Source organism: Streptomyces sp. NPDC046716, from assembly GCF_040645755.1.
GTDB lineage: Bacteria > Actinomycetota > Actinomycetes > Streptomycetales > Streptomycetaceae > Streptomyces.
Window position 1 is genome coordinate 160092 of sequence record NZ_JBEYYU010000002.1, and the last position, 20613, is coordinate 180704.

The 20613-nt window shown below is 71.4% G+C and carries 21 protein-coding genes; 8 read left to right on the forward strand and 13 right to left on the reverse strand.

Going from position 1 to position 20613, the window contains the following annotated elements:
• Positions 1–38: 38 nt before the first annotated feature.
• On the forward strand, positions 39–875 hold the full coding sequence (locus ABZ930_RS02245) for a methyltransferase domain-containing protein (RefSeq protein WP_361540006.1): 837 nt from the start codon (positions 39–41) through the stop codon (positions 873–875).
• On the opposite strand, the gene ABZ930_RS02250 is transcribed toward ABZ930_RS02245, so the two are convergent.
• Entirely contained in the window at positions 857–1015 is a 159-nt protein-coding gene (locus ABZ930_RS02250; RefSeq protein ID WP_181512658.1) for a hypothetical protein, read from the reverse strand. The two genes, ABZ930_RS02245 and ABZ930_RS02250, sit on opposite strands and share 19 nt — an antisense overlap.
• Before the next feature lie 93 nt (positions 1016–1108).
• Between ABZ930_RS02250 and ABZ930_RS02255 the strand changes: the two genes are divergently transcribed.
• On the forward strand, positions 1109–2071 hold the full coding sequence (locus ABZ930_RS02255; protein ID WP_361540010.1) for a helix-turn-helix domain-containing protein: 963 nt from the start codon (positions 1109–1111) through the stop codon (positions 2069–2071).
• Positions 2072–2077: 6 nt separating this feature from the next.
• Here ABZ930_RS02255 and ABZ930_RS02260 read toward each other — a convergent pair whose 3' ends face one another.
• From ABZ930_RS02260 to ABZ930_RS02305, 10 genes are all read right to left on the reverse strand, one after another.
• Complete coding sequence (locus ABZ930_RS02260; protein ID WP_361540013.1) at positions 2078–3466, reverse strand: cytochrome P450; 1389 nt, start codon at positions 3464–3466, stop codon at positions 2078–2080.
• Positions 3463–4491 (reverse strand): multidrug MFS transporter, encoded by a 1029-nt coding sequence (locus ABZ930_RS02265; RefSeq protein ID WP_361540016.1) that lies wholly within the window; start codon positions 4489–4491, stop codon positions 3463–3465. Before ABZ930_RS02265 ends, ABZ930_RS02260 begins: the two co-directional genes overlap by 4 nt.
• Positions 4492–4861: 370 nt before the next feature.
• Positions 4862–5515, reverse strand: coding sequence for a peptide deformylase (gene def, locus ABZ930_RS02270; protein ID WP_361540019.1), 654 nt, complete (start codon positions 5513–5515; stop codon positions 4862–4864).
• 122 nt (positions 5516–5637) lie between these two features.
• The gene (locus ABZ930_RS02275) at positions 5638–6618 is read right to left on the reverse strand and encodes a hypothetical protein (RefSeq protein ID WP_361540022.1); all 981 of its coding nucleotides are present in this window, start codon (positions 6616–6618) and stop codon (positions 5638–5640) included.
• A 105-nt stretch (positions 6619–6723) separates the two neighbouring features.
• The gene (locus ABZ930_RS02280; RefSeq protein ID WP_361540025.1) at positions 6724–7932 is read right to left on the reverse strand and encodes an HD domain-containing protein; all 1209 of its coding nucleotides are present in this window, start codon (positions 7930–7932) and stop codon (positions 6724–6726) included.
• A 158-nt stretch (positions 7933–8090) separates the two neighbouring features.
• Positions 8091–9404 (reverse strand): HD-GYP domain-containing protein, encoded by a 1314-nt coding sequence (locus ABZ930_RS02285; RefSeq protein WP_361540028.1) that lies wholly within the window; start codon positions 9402–9404, stop codon positions 8091–8093.
• A 202-nt stretch (positions 9405–9606) separates the two neighbouring features.
• Positions 9607–9897 (reverse strand): mycothiol system anti-sigma-R factor, encoded by a 291-nt coding sequence (gene rsrA, locus ABZ930_RS02290; protein WP_111666370.1) that lies wholly within the window; start codon positions 9895–9897, stop codon positions 9607–9609.
• Positions 9894–10568 carry an RNA polymerase sigma factor SigR gene (gene sigR / locus ABZ930_RS02295; protein ID WP_351451648.1) on the reverse strand — a complete coding sequence of 225 codons (675 nt, stop codon included), beginning with the start codon at positions 10566–10568 and terminating at the stop codon, positions 9894–9896. The genes rsrA and sigR overlap by 4 nt, the downstream gene beginning before the upstream one ends.
• A gap of 244 nt (positions 10569–10812) precedes the next feature.
• Positions 10813–11451, reverse strand: a complete 639-nt coding sequence (locus tag ABZ930_RS02300) for an alpha/beta family hydrolase (protein WP_361540033.1) — start codon at positions 11449–11451, stop codon at positions 10813–10815.
• A gap of 219 nt (positions 11452–11670) precedes the next feature.
• The gene (locus tag ABZ930_RS02305; protein ID WP_361540036.1) at positions 11671–12486 is read right to left on the reverse strand and encodes an SOS response-associated peptidase; all 816 of its coding nucleotides are present in this window, start codon (positions 12484–12486) and stop codon (positions 11671–11673) included.
• A gap of 54 nt (positions 12487–12540) precedes the next feature.
• Here ABZ930_RS02305 and ABZ930_RS02310 point away from each other — a divergent pair, with 54 nt between their 5' ends.
• The 4 genes from ABZ930_RS02310 to ABZ930_RS02325 all read left to right on the forward strand — a co-directional run bounded on the left by ABZ930_RS02310 (position 12541) and on the right by ABZ930_RS02325 (position 16038).
• Positions 12541–13242, forward strand: a complete 702-nt coding sequence (locus ABZ930_RS02310) for a M50 family metallopeptidase (RefSeq protein WP_361540039.1) — start codon at positions 12541–12543, stop codon at positions 13240–13242.
• A 36-nt stretch (positions 13243–13278) separates the two neighbouring features.
• Positions 13279–14604 carry a 3-phosphoshikimate 1-carboxyvinyltransferase gene (gene aroA, locus ABZ930_RS02315; protein WP_361540042.1) on the forward strand — a complete coding sequence of 442 codons (1326 nt, stop codon included), beginning with the start codon at positions 13279–13281 and terminating at the stop codon, positions 14602–14604.
• Positions 14605–14615: 11 nt separating this feature from the next.
• A complete protein-coding gene (rsgA, locus tag ABZ930_RS02320; protein ID WP_361540045.1) occupies positions 14616–15626 on the forward strand; it encodes a ribosome small subunit-dependent GTPase A in 1011 nt (336 codons plus the stop codon).
• Between the two features lie 88 nt (positions 15627–15714).
• The gene (locus ABZ930_RS02325; RefSeq protein WP_361540048.1) at positions 15715–16038 is read left to right on the forward strand and encodes a multidrug efflux SMR transporter; all 324 of its coding nucleotides are present in this window, start codon (positions 15715–15717) and stop codon (positions 16036–16038) included.
• Positions 16039–16131: 93 nt separating this feature from the next.
• On the opposite strand, the gene ABZ930_RS02330 is transcribed toward ABZ930_RS02325, so the two are convergent.
• A complete protein-coding gene (locus ABZ930_RS02330; protein ID WP_361540051.1) occupies positions 16132–16722 on the reverse strand; it encodes a TetR/AcrR family transcriptional regulator in 591 nt (196 codons plus the stop codon).
• 155 nt (positions 16723–16877) lie between these two features.
• On the opposite strand from ABZ930_RS02330, the gene hisN reads away from it, so the two are divergent.
• Positions 16878–17675, forward strand: coding sequence for a histidinol-phosphatase (hisN, locus tag ABZ930_RS02335; protein WP_361540054.1), 798 nt, complete (start codon positions 16878–16880; stop codon positions 17673–17675).
• Positions 17676–17844: 169 nt separating this feature from the next.
• On the forward strand, positions 17845–18246 hold the full coding sequence (locus ABZ930_RS02340; RefSeq protein ID WP_361540057.1) for a CBS domain-containing protein: 402 nt from the start codon (positions 17845–17847) through the stop codon (positions 18244–18246).
• Positions 18247–18318: 72 nt separating this feature from the next.
• Here the strand turns inward: ABZ930_RS02340 and katG are convergent, their stop codons facing one another.
• Positions 18319–20535, reverse strand: a complete 2217-nt coding sequence (gene katG / locus ABZ930_RS02345; RefSeq protein ID WP_361540060.1) for a catalase/peroxidase HPI — start codon at positions 20533–20535, stop codon at positions 18319–18321.
• Positions 20536–20613: the final 78 nt, after the last annotated feature.

Below are 20613 nucleotides of genomic sequence, written 5' to 3' on the forward strand. Positions count from 1 at the left end.
GATGTGCCCCGCTCTCCTCGCGTCGCCAGACTCGGTGCATGACGACACCTCGACTGGCGCGTGAGATAGCGGAGTTCTACTCCGACGACTACGACGAGCAGACCCGGCTCACGGACTCCGCGTGCGGGGTCCTGGAACTCGTCCGCACCCAGGAGCTGCTGCGCCGCCATCTGCCGCCCGCCCCCGCGTCCGTCCTGGACGTGGGCGGCGGGCCCGGCGTGCATGCGCGGTGGCTGGCGGCGGACGGGTACCGGGTGCATCTCGTCGACCCGGTCGAGCGGCATGTGGCGCAGGCGCGGGAGGCGAGTGCGGCGTACACGGTCGAGGTGGGGGACGCGCGGGCGCTGTCCGCCGCCGACGCCTCGTACGACGTCGTGCTGTTCCTGGGCCCGCTCTACCATCTGCCCGAACCGGCGGAGCGTGAGCGGGCGTTGGCGCAGGCGCTGCGGGTGGTGAGGCCGGGCGGTCTGGTGGTCGCGGCCGGGATCCAGCGGTTCGCGCCGGTCTTCGACAACACGGCGCACGCACGGCTGCACCTGGACGGGATCGACGAGCGGATGCCGCGCATCCTGACGACCGGGAGCAACGCGGGAAAGCTGTTCACCAGCGCGTACTTCCACCGCACCGAGGAGCTGGCGGACGAGCTGCGGGCCGCGGGTCTCGCCGAGGTCCGGGTGTACGGGGTGGAGGGCCCCGGCGACGCCCTCCTGAAGGCCGCCGAACTGACGGCCGGCCTGCGCATCAGCCCCGACTCCGACCTGTTCAGGTCCGCTCTGGCGGCGGCCCGGCTGGCCGAGCCGCATCCGGAGCTGACGGTGGCGAGTTCGCATCTGCTGGCCTTCGGACGGCGGCCGGCTCAGGCGACGGCCGCGTAGCGGGAGCGCCGCTCCTCGGCCTCGCGGGCGGCCCGGATCTCCCGGTCGATCCGGCGGTCGCGGGCGATCCCGTACAGGGAGGGACCGGCGAGGAGGAGGAAGACGAAGAGGACGGTCAGGTAGTTCATCGCTGTGTTCATGCCTCTACTCTGGCGCCGCCGCGACCCCCGCGGCAGTGGCAGGACTGTCATCGGACCGTGAATTACTGCCAACTCTGCGGCACACTGGTGGGCATGCTGAAGAACGTGGCCGCAGTGCTGCTCGACGGTGTGCATCCCTTCGAACTCGGCGTCGTCTGCGAGGTGTTCGGCCTCGACCGCGGCGACGCGGGACTGCCCGTGTACGACTTCGCGGTGGTCTCGGCCGAGAGCCCGTCCCTGACCACCCATGTCCCCGGCATGACGGTCTCGACCCCCTACGGCCTCGAACGGCTGGAGGAGGCGGACCTCATCGCGATCCCCTCGGCGGGACGGCGCTTCGACTCCTACCCGCCGGAACTCCTGGACGCGCTGCGCCAGGCGGTCGACCGGGGGACGCGCGTGCTCAGCCTCTGCGCGGGCGTGTTCGTGCTGGGCGCCGCGGGGCTCCTCGACGGACGCCGCTGCGCGGTCCACTGGCGGTACGCGCGTGAGCTCGCCCGGCAGTTCCCGCGCACCCGCGTCGACCAGGACGTGCTCTACGTCGACGAGAGCCCGGTGATCACCTCGGCCGGCACCGCCGCCGGCATCGACGCCTGTCTGCACATCGTGCGCACCGAGCACGGCGCCGAGGTGGCCAACACGATCGCGCGGCGGATGGTCGTCCCGCCGCACCGCGACGGCGGCCAGGCCCAGTACGTGGAGCGGCCGCTGCCGACGACGCGCTGCGACACCGTCGGCGAGGTGCTGGCCTGGATGGAGCGGCACCTGGCCGACCCGGTGACCGTGGAGGAGCTGGCGGCGCGGGCGCTCATGTCGCCGCGCACCTTCGCCCGCCGCTTCCTCCAGGAGACGGGCACCACGCCCTACCGCTGGCTGCTGCGTCAACGGGTGCTGTTCGCGCAGGAGTTGCTGGAGGGCACGGACGAGACGGTGGACGCCATCGCCGGGCGCGCCGGATTCGGCAACGCCGCGGCGATGCGCCACCAGTTCATGAAGGTGCTCGGCACGACGCCGAACGCCTTCCGCCGCACCTTCCGGGTGCGGCTGGCCGGTTAGCGGCGCCTAGGGTGTCCGCGCCTCCACCCGCAGCGCGGCGTTCCTGGGCTGGAGCGTGATGCCGAGGCGCGGCGTCGAGTCCGTCTCCGGCACCCGCACGAACCGCCACTTCGCCACCAACGTGCCGAGGGTCAGGGCCAGTTCGGTCATGCTGTAGTGATCGCCGGGGCACTTGCGGTTGCCGGTGCCGAAGGGCTGGTGCGCGACCTGCGCGGCCCGCGTGCGGCGCTCCGGGAGCCAGCGGTCGGGGTCGAAGTCCAGCGCGTCCTCGAAGGAGCGCGGGTCGCGCTGCATCGCGTACGGGCTGTAGAAGATGTCGGTCCCGGCCGGAATCCGGTACCCGCCCAGCTCGGTGTCGACGGCGGCGACCCGGGTGAATATCCAGGCCGCGGGTCGAATCCGCATCGACTCGGTGATGAGATTCCGCATATATGCGAGTTCCTTGAGGTCGCCGAAAGCGACCGGCCTGCCACCCGTCACGGATTCAACTTCCTCGTACAACCGCCTTTCGTGCTCGGGGTGTTCGGCGAGAAGTTGCAGGGTCCACGCCAGCGTCTTCGCCACATTCTCGCCACCGGCCACCAGCAGGGCGATGACTTGGTCGTGGACCTCTTGTTCGGTGACCAGTTCACCGTTCTCGTCGCGGGCCTGAAGCAATGTGGTGAGGAGGGCTTCCGCATTGTCTCCCGACGCCCTCGCGTCCCGTCGCTCGGCGATGATCTCGTCGACCAGCCGATGCAAATCGGCCAACGCCCGCTCGAATCGCCGATTGGCCGGAAGAGGCAGCCGGTAGAGCGGTCCGACGGACAGAATCATCCGCCGGTACATCCCGTCGAAAACGGTGCCGAGGGCCGTGCAGAGCCGCTCGGCGCGCTCGTCCAGCGCCTCGATGCACAGCAGCGAGCGGGCCGCCGTGCGGGTCGCGGTGCGGAACATCTCCCCGGCGATGTCGACGGTCTGACCGGGGCGCAGCCCGTCGGCGGTGCGCTGCGCCTCCTCCGCCATCAGCACGCCGTACTCGGCTATCCGGTCCGGCCGGAACGCGGGCTGCAGGGCCCGGCGCTGGCGCCGGTGCCGCGCTCCGTTGCTGGTCGCCACGCCCTGGCCGAGCAGCACGCCGAGCGTGTCCCACAGGGCCCCGCCGACCAGGTAGTCCGGGCTCCGCAGGAGCCGTTCGACGAGTTCCGGGGCGTTCACCGCGACGGCGTTCTTGGGACCCAGCCTGATCCGCACCACCTCGCCGCCGTCGCGCAGCGAGGTGAGGAAGGCGAGCGGGTCGCGCAGCAGGTTCCAGGCGTGGCCGACGAGCGGCGCGCCGCCGGGGGCGGGCGGCGGCGGCTTCGGCTCCGTCTCCGGTGTCCGTGCCGGGTGCGGCAGCGTGGATTCGAGGGTCATGCGCGGTCACCCACCTGATCGGTTCGTGGCGTGTCGGTGATGTACGGCGGGGTGGCCCGGTCGTCCCAGGTGTCGACCTGATAGCGCCCCGATTCGTGGTGGAACCAGTACACGGAGCTGAACCAGTTCCGCATGTTTTCGACGCACGACCCGATGGCCGCCGCGAGTTCCCTTCCGTGCGGTCCTATCTGTTCCGCGGAGACCGCGGTCAGCCCGATCTCCCGTTCCGCCTCAAGGAAATCGGAGACGGTTCCCTGAACCCTGCGGTGGACTTCCTTCACGGCCTCCCGCACGGAAATTCCCTCATGCTTGATGAGGCTTATCCCGAGGTTGTGCAATTCCTGCCCCGCGAGTTCCTTGGGCAGCGAGCAGAGGTCGTTGTACCAGGCGGAGAAATCCTGGGTTGCGAGTGCGGCCCGCATGAATGCCTCGTTCTTCCGCACCCATGTGGGGAGTTCGTACTGGGCGACCGGTTCGAGCAGATCGATCCATATCCAGTGGGCGAAAGTCCGGCGCCGCAGAGCGATGTACGCGTCGACCGTCGGCACGGTCCCCGTCATCCTGTTGCGGAACTCCTCGTCGTACGCGTCGATCACCACGTGGAAGTGGCGCGCGAACCGGGCGTCCCAGGACCTGCTCAGCCGGCCGTAGAACCGGTCGAAGCAGTCCGCGAACCCCGCGACCAGTGGATCCGGGTGGTCCAGGTGCAGTTGCGGGGCCTCCGTGGCCGCGTGCAACTGCACGGCGAGCCGCCGCCAGTTCGCCGTCCTGCCGTGCACCACGTCACGGTCGTGCCGGTCGTCCCAGGCGAAGAACCAGGCACTGAAGTCGGCTATCGCTTCGAGGAGGTCGTTCGGCGCACCCATGTAGTAGCCCGCGACCAAGTCCGTGTAGCACAGACCGTCGGCATATTTCTCCACCTTGTCGGCGGGCATGAGCCGCTTTTCGAGCAGCCAGGTACGCGTCTTCTCCTGGAGCTTCGGCCAATACGGATGCAGGTTGCGAGGAAACGCGTCCTCGATCACCGGTAGTGCCAGCGCCGGCGGTACTGCCGCATGTGGAGCATGTGGATAGGCAGGCACGAACAAACCCCTCTCTGTCGGCCGAAGGCGTACACCCCTCCCGCAGTGCCGGGCGCGCGCCGTTGCGTATCCCCGCGCTTTCTATTCAGCACCACAACTGACCGTTCTGGGAACGGATTTGCTCCCCTCACTACCCCTAGTCACCGGATTCGTCCCCTTACATGACCGGATCTGAATCATGTCCGGCCGATCTTGTTCGCACACGCGGGCGCACACCCGCGCGTGCGATCGCACGTCAGCCAGGCCGGGTGCGGGAACGCGAACGGCGCCTGGCCGGATCTCTCCGTGCCAGGCGCCGTTTCGGGGCGGTGAATCAGCCGTTGGCGACCACGGGGTAGCGCGGGGTGCCCTCTTCCATCTGCTTCAGGGCGTTCTTGCGCTCGCGCTTCGACAGCCGGTCGATGTAGAGGTACCCGTACAGGTGGTCCGTCTCGTGCTGGAGGCAGCGCGCGAAGTAGCCGGTGCCGCGCACCGTGATCGCGTTGCCCTTCTCGTCCTGCCCGGTGACCACGGCGTAGTCGGGGCGCGCGAGTTCGGCGTACGCCGTCGGCACGGACAGGCAGCCCTCGTTCGAGTCGTCGAGACGGCGCTGGTCGGCGGGCAGCTCGCGCAGCACCGGGTTGCAGACGACGCCGGTGTGGCGCACGCCCTCGTCGTCCGGGCAGTCGTACACGAAGACCTTGCGGTCCACGCCGATCTGGTTGGCGGCGAGGCCGACGCCCTCGGCGGTGCGCTGGCTGGCGAACATGTCGTCGACCAGCCGGGCCAGCTCGTCGTCGAACTCGGTGACGTCCTTGCACTCCTTGTGCAGGACGGGGTTCCCGACGACGGTGATCGGCCGCGAAGTGCCCCGCTCCCGGTACGCCGCCTCGCGTGCCTCGCAGTCCTCGGTGTCGACGACGAATCCCTCGTCGTCGACGGGGAGCACGCCGCCGTGCTGCTGGTCGTCGGTGTCCTGCTGAGCCATGACGGACGTGAGCCTTCCTGGGAATACGGGGTTACCTCTACAGGGTACGGGGAGCACAGCCCCGCCAGGGGCCCGGGGAACGGCGCGCCCAGCCACGACGAACCGTCAGAGGGACACGCCGCTCAGCACACCTCTTCGAGATCCCGCCAGTCACGAGAATCCGGCGAATCGGCGACCCACCCGTCGAGCAGCCCCCGCACCAGAGAAGCCGGCGCAGCGACCCCGCACTCGCGCTCCGGCACCCACAGCTGCCCGTCCGTCCGGTGCCCCAGCGGCCCGGGATGCCCCGGCTCGCTGTGGTCGTGCGGATCGAGGTGCTCCTCGTCGCCCTCGTCGGACGGCATCCGGGACTCCGAGCACATCCGGCACAGCAGCCGCACCGACGAGGACCAGTCCTCGGCGGCGAACCCGGCGTCGGCGGCCAGTCGCTCCAGGGCGTCCCGGTCGGACTCGGTGGCGGCCTCCAGGAGCACGACCCAGGTGGGCACCGGCGAGGGCGCCCACAGCTCGATCTCGTCGAAGACCGGGAAGGAGTGTCCGGCGGCGGTGGTCCGCTCGCCGTGGGGCACCCCGTCGTGCAGCACGACCTCGCCCCAGCGCCGCCCGGAGGACGGCAGCGGGATGGAGAGCACCTCGATGCGCGCGGGGTCGAGCCTGCGCCCCCACACGACCTCGGCCTCGCCCTCCGGCGACAGCCGCACGGCGGCGCTGCCGAGCTCCATGCCCGTGGGCTCACCGGACGCGGTGGCCCCGCCGGGCACCCGCAGCCCGTACGCCTGCCAGGCCCTGCGGGCCAGCGGCCAGTCCTGGAGGGCGGTGGCGGCGATCCCGACGTTCCACCAGTCCGGGGCGCCGGTCTCCCGGTCCAGCAGGGCGACGGCGCGCAGTCCGGCCGTCCGCGCCTGCTCCCAGTCGTGCCGGAACTTGTGCAGCAGCGCGAGGTTGAACCAGGACTCGGAGAGCCACGGCTCCAGGTCGGCGGCGCGGGTCAGCAGCGCCCCCGCGTCCTCGTACCGCCCGTCGCCGATCAGCGTGAACGCACGATCTGTGGCCTGCCGCCACGAGGCGGAGGGCCGGTGCCGTCCCTTGCCGAAGATCCTCACGATTCCCGCCTGCCGATACTTGAGGCCCGTGCCCGCGGACCCCCTCTTTGGTCGCTCTTTTGCATCCAACCACGGACGGTCGGAGACCCGCTCATTACCCATGGGTTACCCAGCCGACCCTAGGCTCAGACCGGGGTGCGACACCACCCTGGCCAGTGCCTCGACGACCTCCGGCTGGTACTCCCTGCCGGTGGCCAGACGCAGTCCCTCCAGGGCGGCGAGCGGTCCCTGGGGTCCCGTTCCCCGGGCCATCTCGTCGTAGGCGTTCGCTGTCCGCACAATCCGTGCGGTGAGCGGCTGTTCCCGGTACGGATCGGCCAGCCGCTCGACGACGACGGCCACCTGGGAGTCCACCCCGGTCTGCCGGACGACGGCGCCACCCAGGAGTGCTATCCGGCGCTGCTGGCTGACGGGCAGGGTCGCGGTGGCCCCGTCCCGCACCGGGTCGACGAGCGAGAGCTGCCCGATGTCGTGCATCAGGGCCGCGTACTCCAGAACGGTCAGGTCGGGCCCGGAGAGCCCCATCTCACGCCCTATGGCACGGCTCAGCGCCGCGACCCGGTGGGCGTGCCCGTGCGGGGTGTACCCGGCGATCTCGGTGGCGCGGGCCAGCGAGGCGATGGTCTGGCGGTACGTGGCGCGGACCGCGGAGTAGCGCCGGAAGGCCAGCTGGGTCAGGAGCAGCGGCAGGCTGATGACGGGCAGCGCCCACAGCCCGGCGACGCCCACGGCCAGCGCCAGCACGGCCCCGGTCGCGCCGACGGCGGTGCCGATGCCGAGCATGGCCCGCATCTCGTCGCGCAGCAGCGGCCCGAACGGCCAGCGGGTGCGCGCGTGGGCCATGGCCGCGGCGAGCACGGCGTCGCACAGTCCGGTCAGCGCCAGCAGGCCGACGACGAACAGCGCGTAGGGCGCGCCGTCGCCGAACCACTCCCCGGCCCTGCCCTGGTTGTACAGCGGCTGGAAGCAGGCGGCGGCGAACCCGACGGTCAGCACCCGCCGCGCCATGTGGTCGAGCGAGGGCCCGCAGCCCCGGGCCACGTGCGGGACGCAGCCGACGAGGGCGCCCGCCACGGCGACGGCGACGACCTGGAGCACCCCGTGGTGCGTGCTCCGTCCGGCGACCGAGCCGAGCAGTGCGTACGCCAGCGCGCCCGCGGCCCCGAGCGGCGCGGACTCCCGGTCGCCGCCCCCGCCCCAGCGCGCCAGCTCCCCCACGGCGACCAGCACCCCGAACCCGAGCGCGACCCCACGCTCGTCGACCCCGCGCGAAACAGTGGAGACGAACGCGACGAGGGCCAGCACTCCGGCCACGCCGTACACCCCCGCCGCAGCCTTGGGCAATCTGCCGCCAGGGGCGGCAGGGTGGGCAAGGCGGCCCCCGGCGCCGGGCGCGCCTCCCTCCGGGCCCGGCTGCGACCCCGGCCCGGTCCGGTCGGCGCCGGACGCCCCACTAGAGAGCCCGCCCCGCGTCATCGCGCCGAAGCCCCGCGCAACGGCACCGTCTCGGCCCGGCCGGCAGGCACCCCGCCCGCCTCGTCCGCCGTCACCATCGGATGCCACCCCTCCCGGTCGAGCGCCCGCGCCAACGCCCCCACCATCACCGGATCGAACTGCGTCCCCGCACACCGCTCCAGCTCGGCGACAGCCACCGGCACCGGCCGCGCCCGCGAATACGTCCGCGTCGACGTCATCGCGTCGAAGGCGTCGGCCACCGCCACGACCCGGGCGAACTCCGGGATCTGCGTCCCCACGAGCCCGTACGGATACCCGCTCCCGTCCAGCCGCTCGTGGTGGTGCAGGATCGCGGCGCGCGCCTCCCCCAGAAAGCCGATGCCGCGCACCATCTCGTGCCCGTACTCCGGATGCAGCTCGATGACCTTGCGTTCCTCGGGGGTCAGCGGCCCGTCCTTGCGCAGCAGCCGCGTCGGCACGCCCAGCTTCCCGACGTCGTGCAGGATCCCGGCGAACCGCAGCACCTCGGCCCGCTCGTGGGGCATCCCCAGCTCACGGGCGATCATCATGGACGCCTGTCCGACCCGCTCGCTGTGCCCGCGGGTGTAGCCGTCCTTGATGTCGACGGCCTGCACGAGGGCGCGGATGGTGGCCTGGTGGGCCGAGCGTTCCCGCTGGTACTGGGCGAACACCCAGCAGGAGATGCACATCGGCAGCACGACGAGCAGCGCCGCCACGGGCCCGTACGCGCTCGTCCACAGCACCGCCATCATCAGTCCGGCGAGCCCATGCACGGCCACCGGCGCGAGGCAGCGCAGAAAGAGGCCGCGCCAGGCGCTCCGCAGCGGCACGCGCTCGGCGGCGGCGAGAATCCCGCCGTCCAGCACCGTGAGCGCGGCACAGAAGGCGAGCACGGCGGCGCCGCCGGGCACCAGCGCGTACGGGAACCGGGGCCCGGAGATCGCGGCGGCCCCGCCGAGCGCCCCGAAGACCTCCGCCGACGCCCATACGGCGACGGCGAGTTGGGCCGCACGCCACACGCGGCGCAGCCATTTCGGGCGCTGCTCGACCTGCCCGAGCAGGGCGCCGGGCACGGCGACGAGCGCCGCGGCCGACGGCGGCAGCAGAAACGCTCCTGCGAGCAGTACGGGATAGAACGTCCCCATGCCCCGGGGCCCTCGCCCGGCCAGACCACAGCCCACGTACACGCACGCGAGCAGCGCGACGGCGGGCCAGGAGGTACCGGGCGAGAACGCGGGCGCCGCGCAGTAGGCGCCCGCGCCCGCCGTCAGGAGCACATACGCACCGGCCATCGGCGGAACCGACCGCATGCCCAACTCCCTCCCCGTGACGTTCCGTTCACGGAGACCAGAGATTAGGCCGCGGGACGCGCCGCCCGGGCGCCATCACGTCGAATACGGGGACAGAGGGCCCTGGATTAGCACGATCGAGTGAAACTGACGGCGAAGGCACTCCCAACTGCCACATCAGGTGGGGCAGTTGGGTACGACATTCGCCGGAGTGCGGCCGGGCTCAGGCGAGCGGGGTGCCCTCGTCGGGCGCGCCCTGGCCGGAGCGGATCACTTCGATCCGCCCCATGACCTTGGCCCGCAGGTCGCTGGGCACGTCGTCCGAGCCGCAGCACCGCTTGACCAGCTTCTTCACGGCCTGCTCCAGGCCGTACTTCTCCAGGCACGGGGAGCACTCCTCGAAGTGCACCTCGAACTTGGTGCAGTCGGAGTCCGGCATCTCATGGTCGAGAAACTCGTAGAGATGATCGAGAACTTCACTGCAGTCCGTCTCGTGCGGCTCTCCGCAGCTCATGAGCCCGAGCCTTTCGCTTCGTTCGACTCTCCGGCGCCGGCCGGGACGAGCCCGCGGTCGCGGGCGTAGTCCTCGAGCATGCCGCGCAGCTGGCGGCGGCCCCGGTGGAGCCGGGACATCACTGTCCCGATGGGTGTCCCCATGATGTCCGCGATCTCCTTGTACGCAAAGCCCTCTACGTCGGCCAGATAGACCGCGATGCGGAATTCCTCCGGGATCGCCTGGAGCGCCGACTTCACGTCCGAGTCCGGCAGGTGGTCGAGCGCCTGCGACTCGGCGGAGCGCAGACCGGTCGACATGTGCGACTCGGCACGCGCGAGCTGCCAGTCCTCGATCTCCTCGGCGGCACTGCGCTGGGGCTCGCGCTGCTTCTTGCGGTACGAGTTGATGAAGGTGTTCGTCAGGATGCGGTACAGCCACGCCTTGAGGTTGGTGCCCTCACGGAACTGGTGGAACGACGCGTACGCCTTGGCATACGTCTCCTGCACCAGGTCCTCGGCGTCCGCCGGGTTGCGCGTCATCCGCAGCGCGGCCGAGTACATCTGGTCGAGGAACTCCAGCGCGTCCCGCTCGAAGCGCGCACTGCGCTCGGTGGCGGTCTCCGCCGGCTCGGGCCGCTCGTCGGGCTGGCCGTGTTCGGTCCCTGCGTCGGTCCCTGTGACCGGACCCACCTCCTCAAGCGACGTCGTGGATCCCGGGAAGGCTCCACCCGAATCGGAGGATAGACGACGATCCGGTCCGCCCGCCGCCCGAATAGGAGCGGTCTTGGCAGCCGACAGCACGCTCCACTCCAGGTCAGGAGCGGTGCTGCGACTGGGGCAGATGGTCGAACCCATGCGGCGGACTTCCTCTCGTACGAATGGTGTGCACCGGTAGTCCGGACAACAGTCGCCCCGCGCTTCGCATTCCCGGGATTCAGGCGAGTGACCGGGTCCACGTGAGGACGGCGTCGGTGATCGTCGCGAGGGCCTCGTCCTGGCCGACGGGAGCGCGCTTGGGGACCGCGAAACCGTGGTCGCCGTAGGGCACCTCGACCAGTTCGTAGCGTGTGGAGTCCGGGAACTCGGCGGGCTTGCCGAAGGGGTCGTTGCCGCCCTGCACGACGAGGGTCGGCAGGCCCGCGCCGAGCAGTTCGTCGGCCCGGGACTTCTCCGGCCTGCCCGGCGGGTGCAGGGGGAAGCTCAGGGCGAGGACGGCGGCGGCGCCGAGGCCGGCGGCGGTGCGGCAGGCCACGCGGGCGCCGGCGCTTCTGCCTCCGGCGATCACCGGGAGGCCTGGGCCGGTCAGCGCGGGCCAGAGGTCGTGCCAGGCGGCGTCGAGGGTCTTCGGCGCCGGGGCCAGTTTCTTGCCGGCCACGCGCCAGGGCTGCTCCACCAGGGCGACGGTCACTCCGTGGGCGGGCAGGGTCGTGGCGAGGGCCTGGAGGTCGCGGGCCTCGATGCCGCCGCCCGCGCCGTGGCTCGCCGCCAGGATCAGGTTCGGATGGGCGGCCGGATACCAGCTGATCCGAGCGTCGCCGCTCCGCGTGCTCACGGTCTCATGTGTCGGGGTCACCCGATCATGGTGCCGGGTGATGTCCTGATCGATCGGGTGCGACGCCGTCGTGGCCGGCCGCGCAGTTCCCCGCGCCCCTGAAGGCGTGCGCTGCGCGCAGCCTTCCCCTGGGCGAGCGGAGCTCGCTTCCAGGGGCGCGGGGAACTGCGCGAGAAGCGGCCACCGGCCCGCGCACGAAGAACCACCCAGGGGCGCGCGGGGAACCCACGAACGCCCGGCCTAGAACAGCGTGCCCTCCTCCGGCGCCTCCAGCTCCGTCAGCAGTTCGGGGCCGTTGTTGCGGACATTGCTCACGGCGGTGGACACGGGATACGCCCGCATCAGCCCCTCCGGAGGCGCCGCCAGCAACCCCCGTACGTCCTCCACGTCGGTACGCGAAGGATCGAGCCACGCATCCCACCGGTCCGGCGTCAGCATCAACGGCATCCGGGGATGAATGTCCGCCAGAGAGCGCGGCCCCTCCTCGGGCGCGACCCCGAGCGGAGCCGTCTCGGCCTCGAGGGTGATCACGGAGCACGTCACCCACCAGGCCAGCGGATGCTCGTCCGGCAGCGTGCGGTCGCGCCAGAACTCGTAGAGGCCCGCCATCGCGAAGACGGACCCGTCGGCCGGCGTCACGAAGTACGGCTGCTTGCGCGGCCGCTTCTTCTTGCCCTCGACCTCGAGATCGCGCTCGGCGGACGCGGTCACCCACTCGTAATAGCCGTCGGCGGGGATGACGCAGCGCCGCGCGGCGAAGGCCCTCCGGTACGAGGGCTTCTCGTGGACGGTCTCGGCCCGCGCGTTGATCATGCGGGCGCCGCCCTCGGGCGTCTTCGCCCAGGACGGCACCAGCCCCCACTTCAGCTTGCGCAACTGGCGAACCGGACGCGGGTCGTCTGCGTCTTTCACGGGGCGGTCGAGAACCGCGTAGACCTCCTTGGTGGGGGCCACGTTGTAGTCCGGCTCGAAGGCCTCCTCCGGCTCCCACTTCTCGATCTCAAAGATTCCTGCGAGATCCTCGGGCCCACGACTCGATGCATACCGTCCGCACATACGTGCCACAGTGCCAGAAGCAAGCCGCCCACCGAACGGGAGCCGGGAAGAACCATGGACGCCAGCCTCTGGGACCGGATCTTCGGAACCCAGTCCGACCCCGACCTGTGGGTGGTGATCGCCACCGGCGTCGCCGCCCTCGCGGCGATCGTCCCGCACAACGTCTGGCGGCTCTCGCGCAACGCCATCACCATCGCCCACGAGGGCGGCCACGGCCTGATCGCGCTGCTGATGGGCCGCCGCCTCGACGGCATCCGGCTGCACTCGGACACCAGCGGCCTGACGGTGAGCCGCGGCAAGCCGCACGGCCTCGGCATGATCCTGACCGCGGCGGCCGGCTACACGGCCCCGCCGCTGCTCGGCCTGGGCGGCGCCGCGCTGCTGGGCGCCGGGCACATCACGCTGCTGCTGTGGCTGGCCACGGCCCTGCTGATCGCGATGCTGGTGATGATCAGGAACGCGTACGGGGTGCTGACGGTCGTGGTCTCGGGCGGCGCCTTCCTGCTGGTGTCCTGGCTGGCGGGACCGCAGGTGCAGGCGGCGTTCGCGTACGCGGTGGTGTGGTTCCTGCTGCTCGGCGGCGTCCGTCCGGCGTTCGAGCTGCAGGCGAAGCGCCGCAGGGGCGGGGCGGGCGACTCGGACGCGGACCAGCTCTCCCGCCTCACGCACGTCCCCGCGGGAATGTGGCTGTTTTTCTTCCACGCCGTCTCACTGTGCGCACTACTGGGCGGCGGCCGCTGGCTGCTCGGACGGTGAACAGGTGGCTCCGGATGCGCCCACTAAAGTAAAGGCATGACCACAGACCCCGCGCACACCGCCCTCTGGCCCGCCCCTCTCGCGAGCGGCGCCGTCGACGCGACCGTTCAGGTGCCGGGGTCCAAATCCGTCACCAACCGTGCCCTCGTGCTGGCCGCCCTGGCCGCCGAGCCGGGCTGGCTGCGCCGGCCGCTGCGCTCGCGCGACACCCTGCTGATGGCGGGCGCCCTGCGCGCCATGGGCGTCGGCATCGAGGAGGGCGTGGGTCCGGACGGCTCCGGCGAGGCCTGGCGCGTCATCCCGTCCGGCCTCCAGGGTCCGGCCACGGTCGACGTCGGCAACGCGGGCACGGTCATGCGCTTCCTCCCGCCGGTCGCGACGCTCGCCGACGGGCCGATCCGGTTCGACGGCGACCCGCGTTCGTACGAGCGTCCGCTGCACGGCGTGATCGACGCGCTGCGCGTTCTCGGCGCCCGGATCGACGACCAGAACCGGGGCGCGCTCCCCCTGACGGTGCACGGCGGCGGCGCGCTCGAAGGCGGTCCGGTCGAGATCGACGCCTCGTCCTCGTCCCAGTTCGTGTCGGCCCTGCTGCTGTCGGGCCCGCGCTTCAACCAGGGCGTCGAGATCCGCCACACCGGCTCCTCGCTGCCCTCGATGCCGCACATCCGGATGACGGTCGACATGCTGCGCGCGGTCGGCGCGCAGGTGGACACCCCGGAGTCGGGCGGCGAGGCGAACGTGTGGCGGGTCACGCCGGGCGCCCTGCTCGGCCGGGACATCGTCATCGAGCCGGACCTCTCCAACGCCCAGCCGTTCCTGGCCGCCGCGATGATCACCGGCGGCTCGGTGACGATCCCGGACTGGCCGGCCCACACCACCCAGCCCGGCGACGCACTGCGCGACATCTTCACCCAGATGGGTGGCAGCTGCGAGCTGACCGAGCGGGGCCTCGAGTTCACCGGCTCCGGCAGCGTCCACGGCATCGACGTGGACCTGAGCGAGGTCGGCGAGCTGACCCCCGGCATCGCGGCCGTCGCCGCCCTCGCCGACGGCCCGTCCACCCTGCGCGGCGTCGCCCACCTGCGGCTGCACGAGACGGACCGGCTGGCGGCGCTCACCAAGGAGATCAACGAGCTGGGCGGTGACGTCACCGAGACCGCCGACGGCCTGCACATCCGCCCGCGCCGGCTGCACGGCGGGATCTTCCACACGTACGACGACCACCGCATGGCGACCGCGGGCGCGATCATCGGCCTGGCCGTGGAGGGCGTGCAGATCGAGAACGTGGCGACGACCGCGAAGACGCTGCCGGACTTCCCGGACATGTGGGCCGCGATGCTCGGGACCGACCGGTCGTAGGGAACATCGCGATGCGCCGCTACGGCAAGAACACCGACGAGGACGACATCCGCCAGCGCCCCAACCGCAAGGGGAACCGGCCGCGGACGAACATCCGGCCCAAGCACGAGGACGCGGCGGAGGGCATGGTCCTCACCGTGGACCGGGGACGGCTGACCGTCCTCATCGACGACGTCCCGGTCACCGCGATGAAGGCCCGTGAGCTGGGCCGCAAGGCGGCGGTCGTGGGCGACCGGGTGTCGGTCGTCGGCGACCTGTCGGGCAAGAAGGACACGCTCGCCCGCATCGTCCGGATCGAGCCGCGCACCTCCGTCCTGCGCCGCACGGCGGACGACGACGACCCGTACGAGCGCGTCGTCGTGGCCAACGCGGACCAGCTCGCCGTCGTCACCGCGCTCGCCGACCCCGAGCCGCGCCCGCGCATGATCGACCGCTGTCTGGTCGCCGCGTACGACGGCGGGCTCTCTCCGCTGCTGGTCCTCACCAAGTCGGACCTGGCGGACCCGGCCAAGATCCTCGATCTGTACGGCGACCTGGACATCCCCTACGTGGTGACCAGCCGCGAGGAGCTGGAGAACGGCACGGCGGTCGCGCGGGTGCGCGAGCAGCTCGACGGCAAGATCACCGCGTTCGTCGGCCACTCGGGCGTCGGCAAGACGACCCTGGTGAACGCGCTGGTCCCGGGCGACCGGCGCCGCTCGACGGGCCATGTCAACGCGGTCACCGGCCGCGGCCGGCACACCACCACCTCGGCGCTCGCGCTGCCCCTGCCGGACGACGCCGGCTGGGTGGTCGACACGCCGGGGGTGCGCTCGTTCGGCCTGCACCACGTGGACCCGTCCCGGGTCATCCACGCCTTCCCCGATCTGGAGCCCGGCACGGAGAACTGCCCGCGCGCGTGCAGCCACGACGAGCCGGACTGCGCCCTGGACGCCTGGGTCGCGGAGGGGCACGCGGATCCGGCGCGGCTGTACTCGCTGCGCCGGCTGCTCGCGACGCGCGAGCGCCGCGAGGGGGACTGACCTCGGGCTTGTTTGCTGCCCACGCGACCAGGTAAAGGCATAATCGCACCAAGCCGGACGATCAGTGGGAACGCGGGAGGCACATCACATGGCGTGGCTGCTGGTCATCGTCGCGGGGATCCTGGAGACCGGGTTCGCGGTCTGCCTGAAACTTTCGCACGGCTTCACCCGCCTGTGGCCGACGATCGCGTTCGCCTGCTTCGCGCTGGGCAGCTTCGGCCTGCTGACCCTGTCCCTGAAGAAGCTGGACGTGGGCCCGGCGTACGCGGTCTGGACGGGCATCGGCGCGGCGGGCACCGCGATCTACGGGATGATCTTCCTGGGCGACGTGGTGTCGACCCTGAAGATCGTCTCGATCAGCCTGGTCGTCGCGGGCGTGATCGGCCTACAGCTGTCGGGCTCCGGCCACTGAACGAGCGGAGCTCGTTTCAGGGGCGCGGGGAACTGCGCGACCGGCCACGACGGCGCCGCACCCGACCACGCGCCGCCCCGCACAGGGCCCGCCTCAACCACCCCGCAAGCGCAGCGCCTCCCGCACGAGCCGCCCCACCCCGCCCTCCCCCACCGGCGCCAGCACGCACGACAGCGCCAGCCGGACCGCCAGTTCACAGTCCCGGGCCAGCGCCTCGGACTCGGTCTTGGACGCGCCCGGCACCCCGAGCACGGCCAGCGACCGGTCCCGGACGGCGGTGACGAAGTCGGCGGGCGCGGGCAGCGGCCCGTCCGCACGGCGCTGCGCCGGCACCGCGGAGGAGGACGGCACCGCGGACAGCGTCGGCGACGGCAGCCGTTCGCTCCAGCACCCGGTGAGCGCCGCCCGCACCAGCGGATTGCGCCGCGCCGCGGTCACGGTCCACTCGGCGACCACGTCGAGCCCGCCCTCCTTCAGGGCCCGGTCGACGCCCGCGAGATAGGCGTCGGCCTCCCGCCGCACGAGGGCCCGCGCGAGCCCCTCCTTGCTGCCGAACTCGTTGTAGAGCGTCTGCCGGGACACCCCGGCGACCGCCGCCACGTCCACCATCCGCACACCGCCCCAGGGGCGTCGCGCGAGCGCCGTGTAGGCCGCGTCCAACAGGGATTCGCGCGCTGCGGGCATCGTCGCCTCCCAGGGCCGCCGTGTGTTCGTACGGCTCGTTTCGCCAGAGTTGACGGGCTTGTCCGCACTGTCAATAGCCCGCACACCGCCCAGGGGGCCGGTTACGGACAAGGGCCCTGTGGCCCCGGACCGATCACGGTCGCTACTGTGCAGGCATGCCCGGTTACCACGATGATCTGCGTCTCGCCCACGTTCTCGCCGACGCCGCCGACGCCGCGACCATGGCCCGCTTCAAGGCCCTCGACCTGAAGGTCGAGACGAAGCCCGACATGACGCCGGTGAGCGAGGCCGACAAGGCCGCCGAGGAGCTGATCCGTGGCAACCTCCAGCGGGCCAGGCCGCGCGACGCGATCCTCGGCGAGGAGTACGGCATCGAGGGCACCGGCCCGCGCCGTTGGGTGATCGACCCGATCGACGGCACGAAGAACTACGTACGCGGGGTGCCGGTCTGGGCCACGCTCATCTCCCTCATGGAGGCGGGCGAGGGCGGCTTCCAGCCGGTGGTCGGCGTCGTGTCGGCCCCCGCGCTCGGCCGGCGCTGGTGGGCGGCGAAGGGCGCGGGCGCGTACACCGGCCGCAGCCTGACCTCCGCGAGCCGGCTGCACGTCTCCAAGGTGGGCAGCATGGCGGACGCCTCCTTCGCGTACTCCTCGCTGAGCGGCTGGGAGGAGCAGGGCAGGCTCGGCGGGTTCCTCGACCTGACCCGCAAGGTCTGGCGCACGCGCGGCTACGGCGACTTCTGGCCGTACATGATGGTCGCCGAGGGCTCGGTCGACATCTGCGCGGAGCCCGAGCTCTCCCTGTGGGACATGGCGGCGAACGCGATCGTGGTGACCGAGGCCGGCGGCTCCTTCACCGGTCTCGACGGCACCCCGGGCCCGCACAGCGGCAACGCGGCGGCGTCGAACGGACTGCTGCACGACGAGATGCTGCGCCACCTCGACGCCCGCTGACCCGATCTCCGCTGCGCGGCGGGCGCCCCCGAACTCACCTCACGCGCCCTCTTGTTGGCACTCCCTTTACCTGTAACTCTGAGAGTCCCCCCACTTGTGAACTTGTGAACCGCTTCACGCACAGCGTCGAGCGGGGACAGGTACCTCACACAGGAAGGTGGCTCCATCCATGCTCGTCCGCGACGCCATGAGCACGATGGTCCTCACCATCGGACCGACCCACACCCTGCGCCAGGCGGCCCGGCTGATGTCCAGCCGTCGCGTCGGCGCCGCCGTGGTCCTCGACCCCGACGGCTCCGGCATCGGCATCCTGACCGAGCGCGATGTCCTCAACTCCCTCGGCCGGAACCAGAATCCGGACGTGGAGACCGCCGACACCCACACCACGACGGACGTGGTCTTCGCCGCTCCCGCGTGGACCCTGGAGGACGCCGCGCAGGCGATGACGCACGGCGGCTTCCGGCACCTGATCGTGCTCGACGGCCAGGAGCCGGTCGGCATCGTCTCGGTGCGCGACATCATCCGCTGCTGGGTCCCGGCCAGGCGGCACGCACCCCCGCTGACCGTCTGAGAGCACGCGCGCAAGAGGGCCGGTCCCCCACCAGGGGAACCGGCCCTCCTCACTCAGGACTCACGCGCGGGATCAGCGCAGGTCGAACCGGTCCAGGTCCATGACCTTGGTCCACGCCGCGACGAAGTCCTTGACGAACTTCTCCTTGGCGTCGTCGCTCGCGTAGACCTCGGCGAGGGCGCGCAGCTCGGAGTTGGAGCCGAAGACGAGGTCGGCACGGGTGCCGGTCCACTTCACGGCGCCGGAGGCGTCGCGGCCCTCGAACTCGTCCTGCGCGGACGACGTGGACTTCCACGCGGTGTCCATGTCGAGCAGGTTGACGAAGAAGTCGTTCGTCAGCGTGCCCGGACGCTCGGTGAGGACACCGTGCTTCGAGCCGCCCGCGTTGGCACCCAGGACGCGCAGGCCGCCGACGAGGACGGTCAGCTCGGGCGCGCTCAGGTCGAGCAGGTTGCCCTTGTCGATGAGCAGGAACTCGGCGGGGAGGCGGTTGCCCTTGCCCACGTAGTTGCGGAAGCCGTCGGCGGCCGGCTCGAGAGCGGCGAACGACTCGACGTCCGTCTGCTCCTGCGAGGCGTCCACGCGGCCCGCGGCGAACGGGACCTCGACCTGGACGCCGCCGTCCTTGGCCGCCTGCTCGACGGCCGCGGAGCCCGCGAGCACGATCAGGTCGGCGAGGGAGACCTTCTTGGCACCCTTGGCGTTGAAGGACTCCTGGACACCCTCCAGGGCGCGCAGCACCGTGGCGAGCTCGTCCGGGTTGTTGACCTCCCAGCCGCGCTGCGGCTCGAGGCGGATCCGGGCGCCGTTGGCGCCACCGCGCTTGTCGCTGCCGCGGAAGGAGGAGGCGGCGGCCCAGGCGGCGGAGACCAGCTGGGAGACGGTCAGGTCGGTGCCGAGGATCTGCTCCTTGAGGGAGGCCACGTCGGCGGCGTCGATCAGCTCGCCCTCACGCGCGGGCAGCGGGTCCTGCCACAGCAGCTCCTCGCTGGGCACCTCCGGGCCGAGGTAGCGCACGACCGGGCCCATGTCGCGGTGCGTCAGCTTGTACCAGGCACGGGCGAAGGCGTCCGCGAACTGGTCCGGGTTCTCGTAGAAGCGGCGCGAGATCTGCTCGTAGACCGGGTCGAAGCGCAGCGACAGGTCGGTGGTGAGCATGGTCGGCTTGTGCTTCTTCGCCGAGTCGAAGGCGTCCGGGATGATCTCCTCGGCGTCCTTGGCGACCCACTGGTTGGCGCCGGCCGGGCTCTTGGTGAGCTCGTACTCGTACTCGAAGAGGTTCTTGAAGAAGCCGTTGCCCCACTGGGTCGGGGTGCTGGTCCAGGTGACCTCGAGGCCGGACGTGATCGCGTCCTTGCCGACGCCGGTGCCGTGCGTGGACTTCCAGCCGAGGCCCTGCTGCTCCATCGGCGAGGCCTCGGGGTCGGCCTCGACCTGGTCGGCCGGGCCCGCGCCGTGGGTCTTGCCGAAGGTGTGGCCACCGGCGATGAGGGCGACGGTCTCCTCGTCGTTCATCGCCATGCGGCGGAAGGTCTCACGGATGTCGCGGGCCGCGGCGATCGGGTCCGGGTTGCCGTTGGGGCCCTCCGGGTTGACGTAGATGAGGCCCATCTGGACGGCGCCGAGCGGGTTCTCCAGCTCGCGGTCGCCCGTGTAGCGGCCGTCGCCCAGCCACTCCTTCTCGGGGCCCCAGTAGACGTCCTCCTCGGCCTCCCAGACGTCCGCGCGGCCACCGGCGAACCCGAAGGTCTCGAAGCCCATGGTCTCCAGCGCGACATTGCCCGTGAGGATCATGAGGTCGGCCCACGAGATGTTCTTGCCGTACTTCTTCTTCACCGGCCACAGCAGACGGCGCGCCTTGTCGAGCGAGGCGTTGTCCGGCCAGCTGTTGAGCGGCGCGAAGCGCTGCTGACCGGCGCCGGCGCCGCCGCGGCCGTCGCTGATGCGGTACGTGCCGGCCGAGTGCCAGGCCATCCGGATCATCAGCGGGCCGTAGTTGCCGAAGTCGGCCGGCCACCAGTCCTGCGAGGTGGTGAGCACCTCGGCGATGTCCTGCTTGACGGCGGCGAGGTCCAGCGAGCCGAACGCCTCGCGGTAGTCGAAGTCCTCACCCATCGGGTTCGCCACCGCGGGGTTCTTCGCGAGGATCTTCAGATTGAGCCGCTCCGGCCACCACTGACGGTTTCCACCGCCCTGGGTCGGGTGCGCCGCACGCCCGTGCGCGACCGGGCAACCACCCTCCCCCTCCGTCTTCGGGTCAGTGACGATTGCTTCGTGATTCTCGGACATTGGGGGCCCTTCCGGAGTTGTCCTGTCGCTTGGCCTGAGCCGTTTGTGATCCTACAATGGACAATGTCTAAGTCAAGC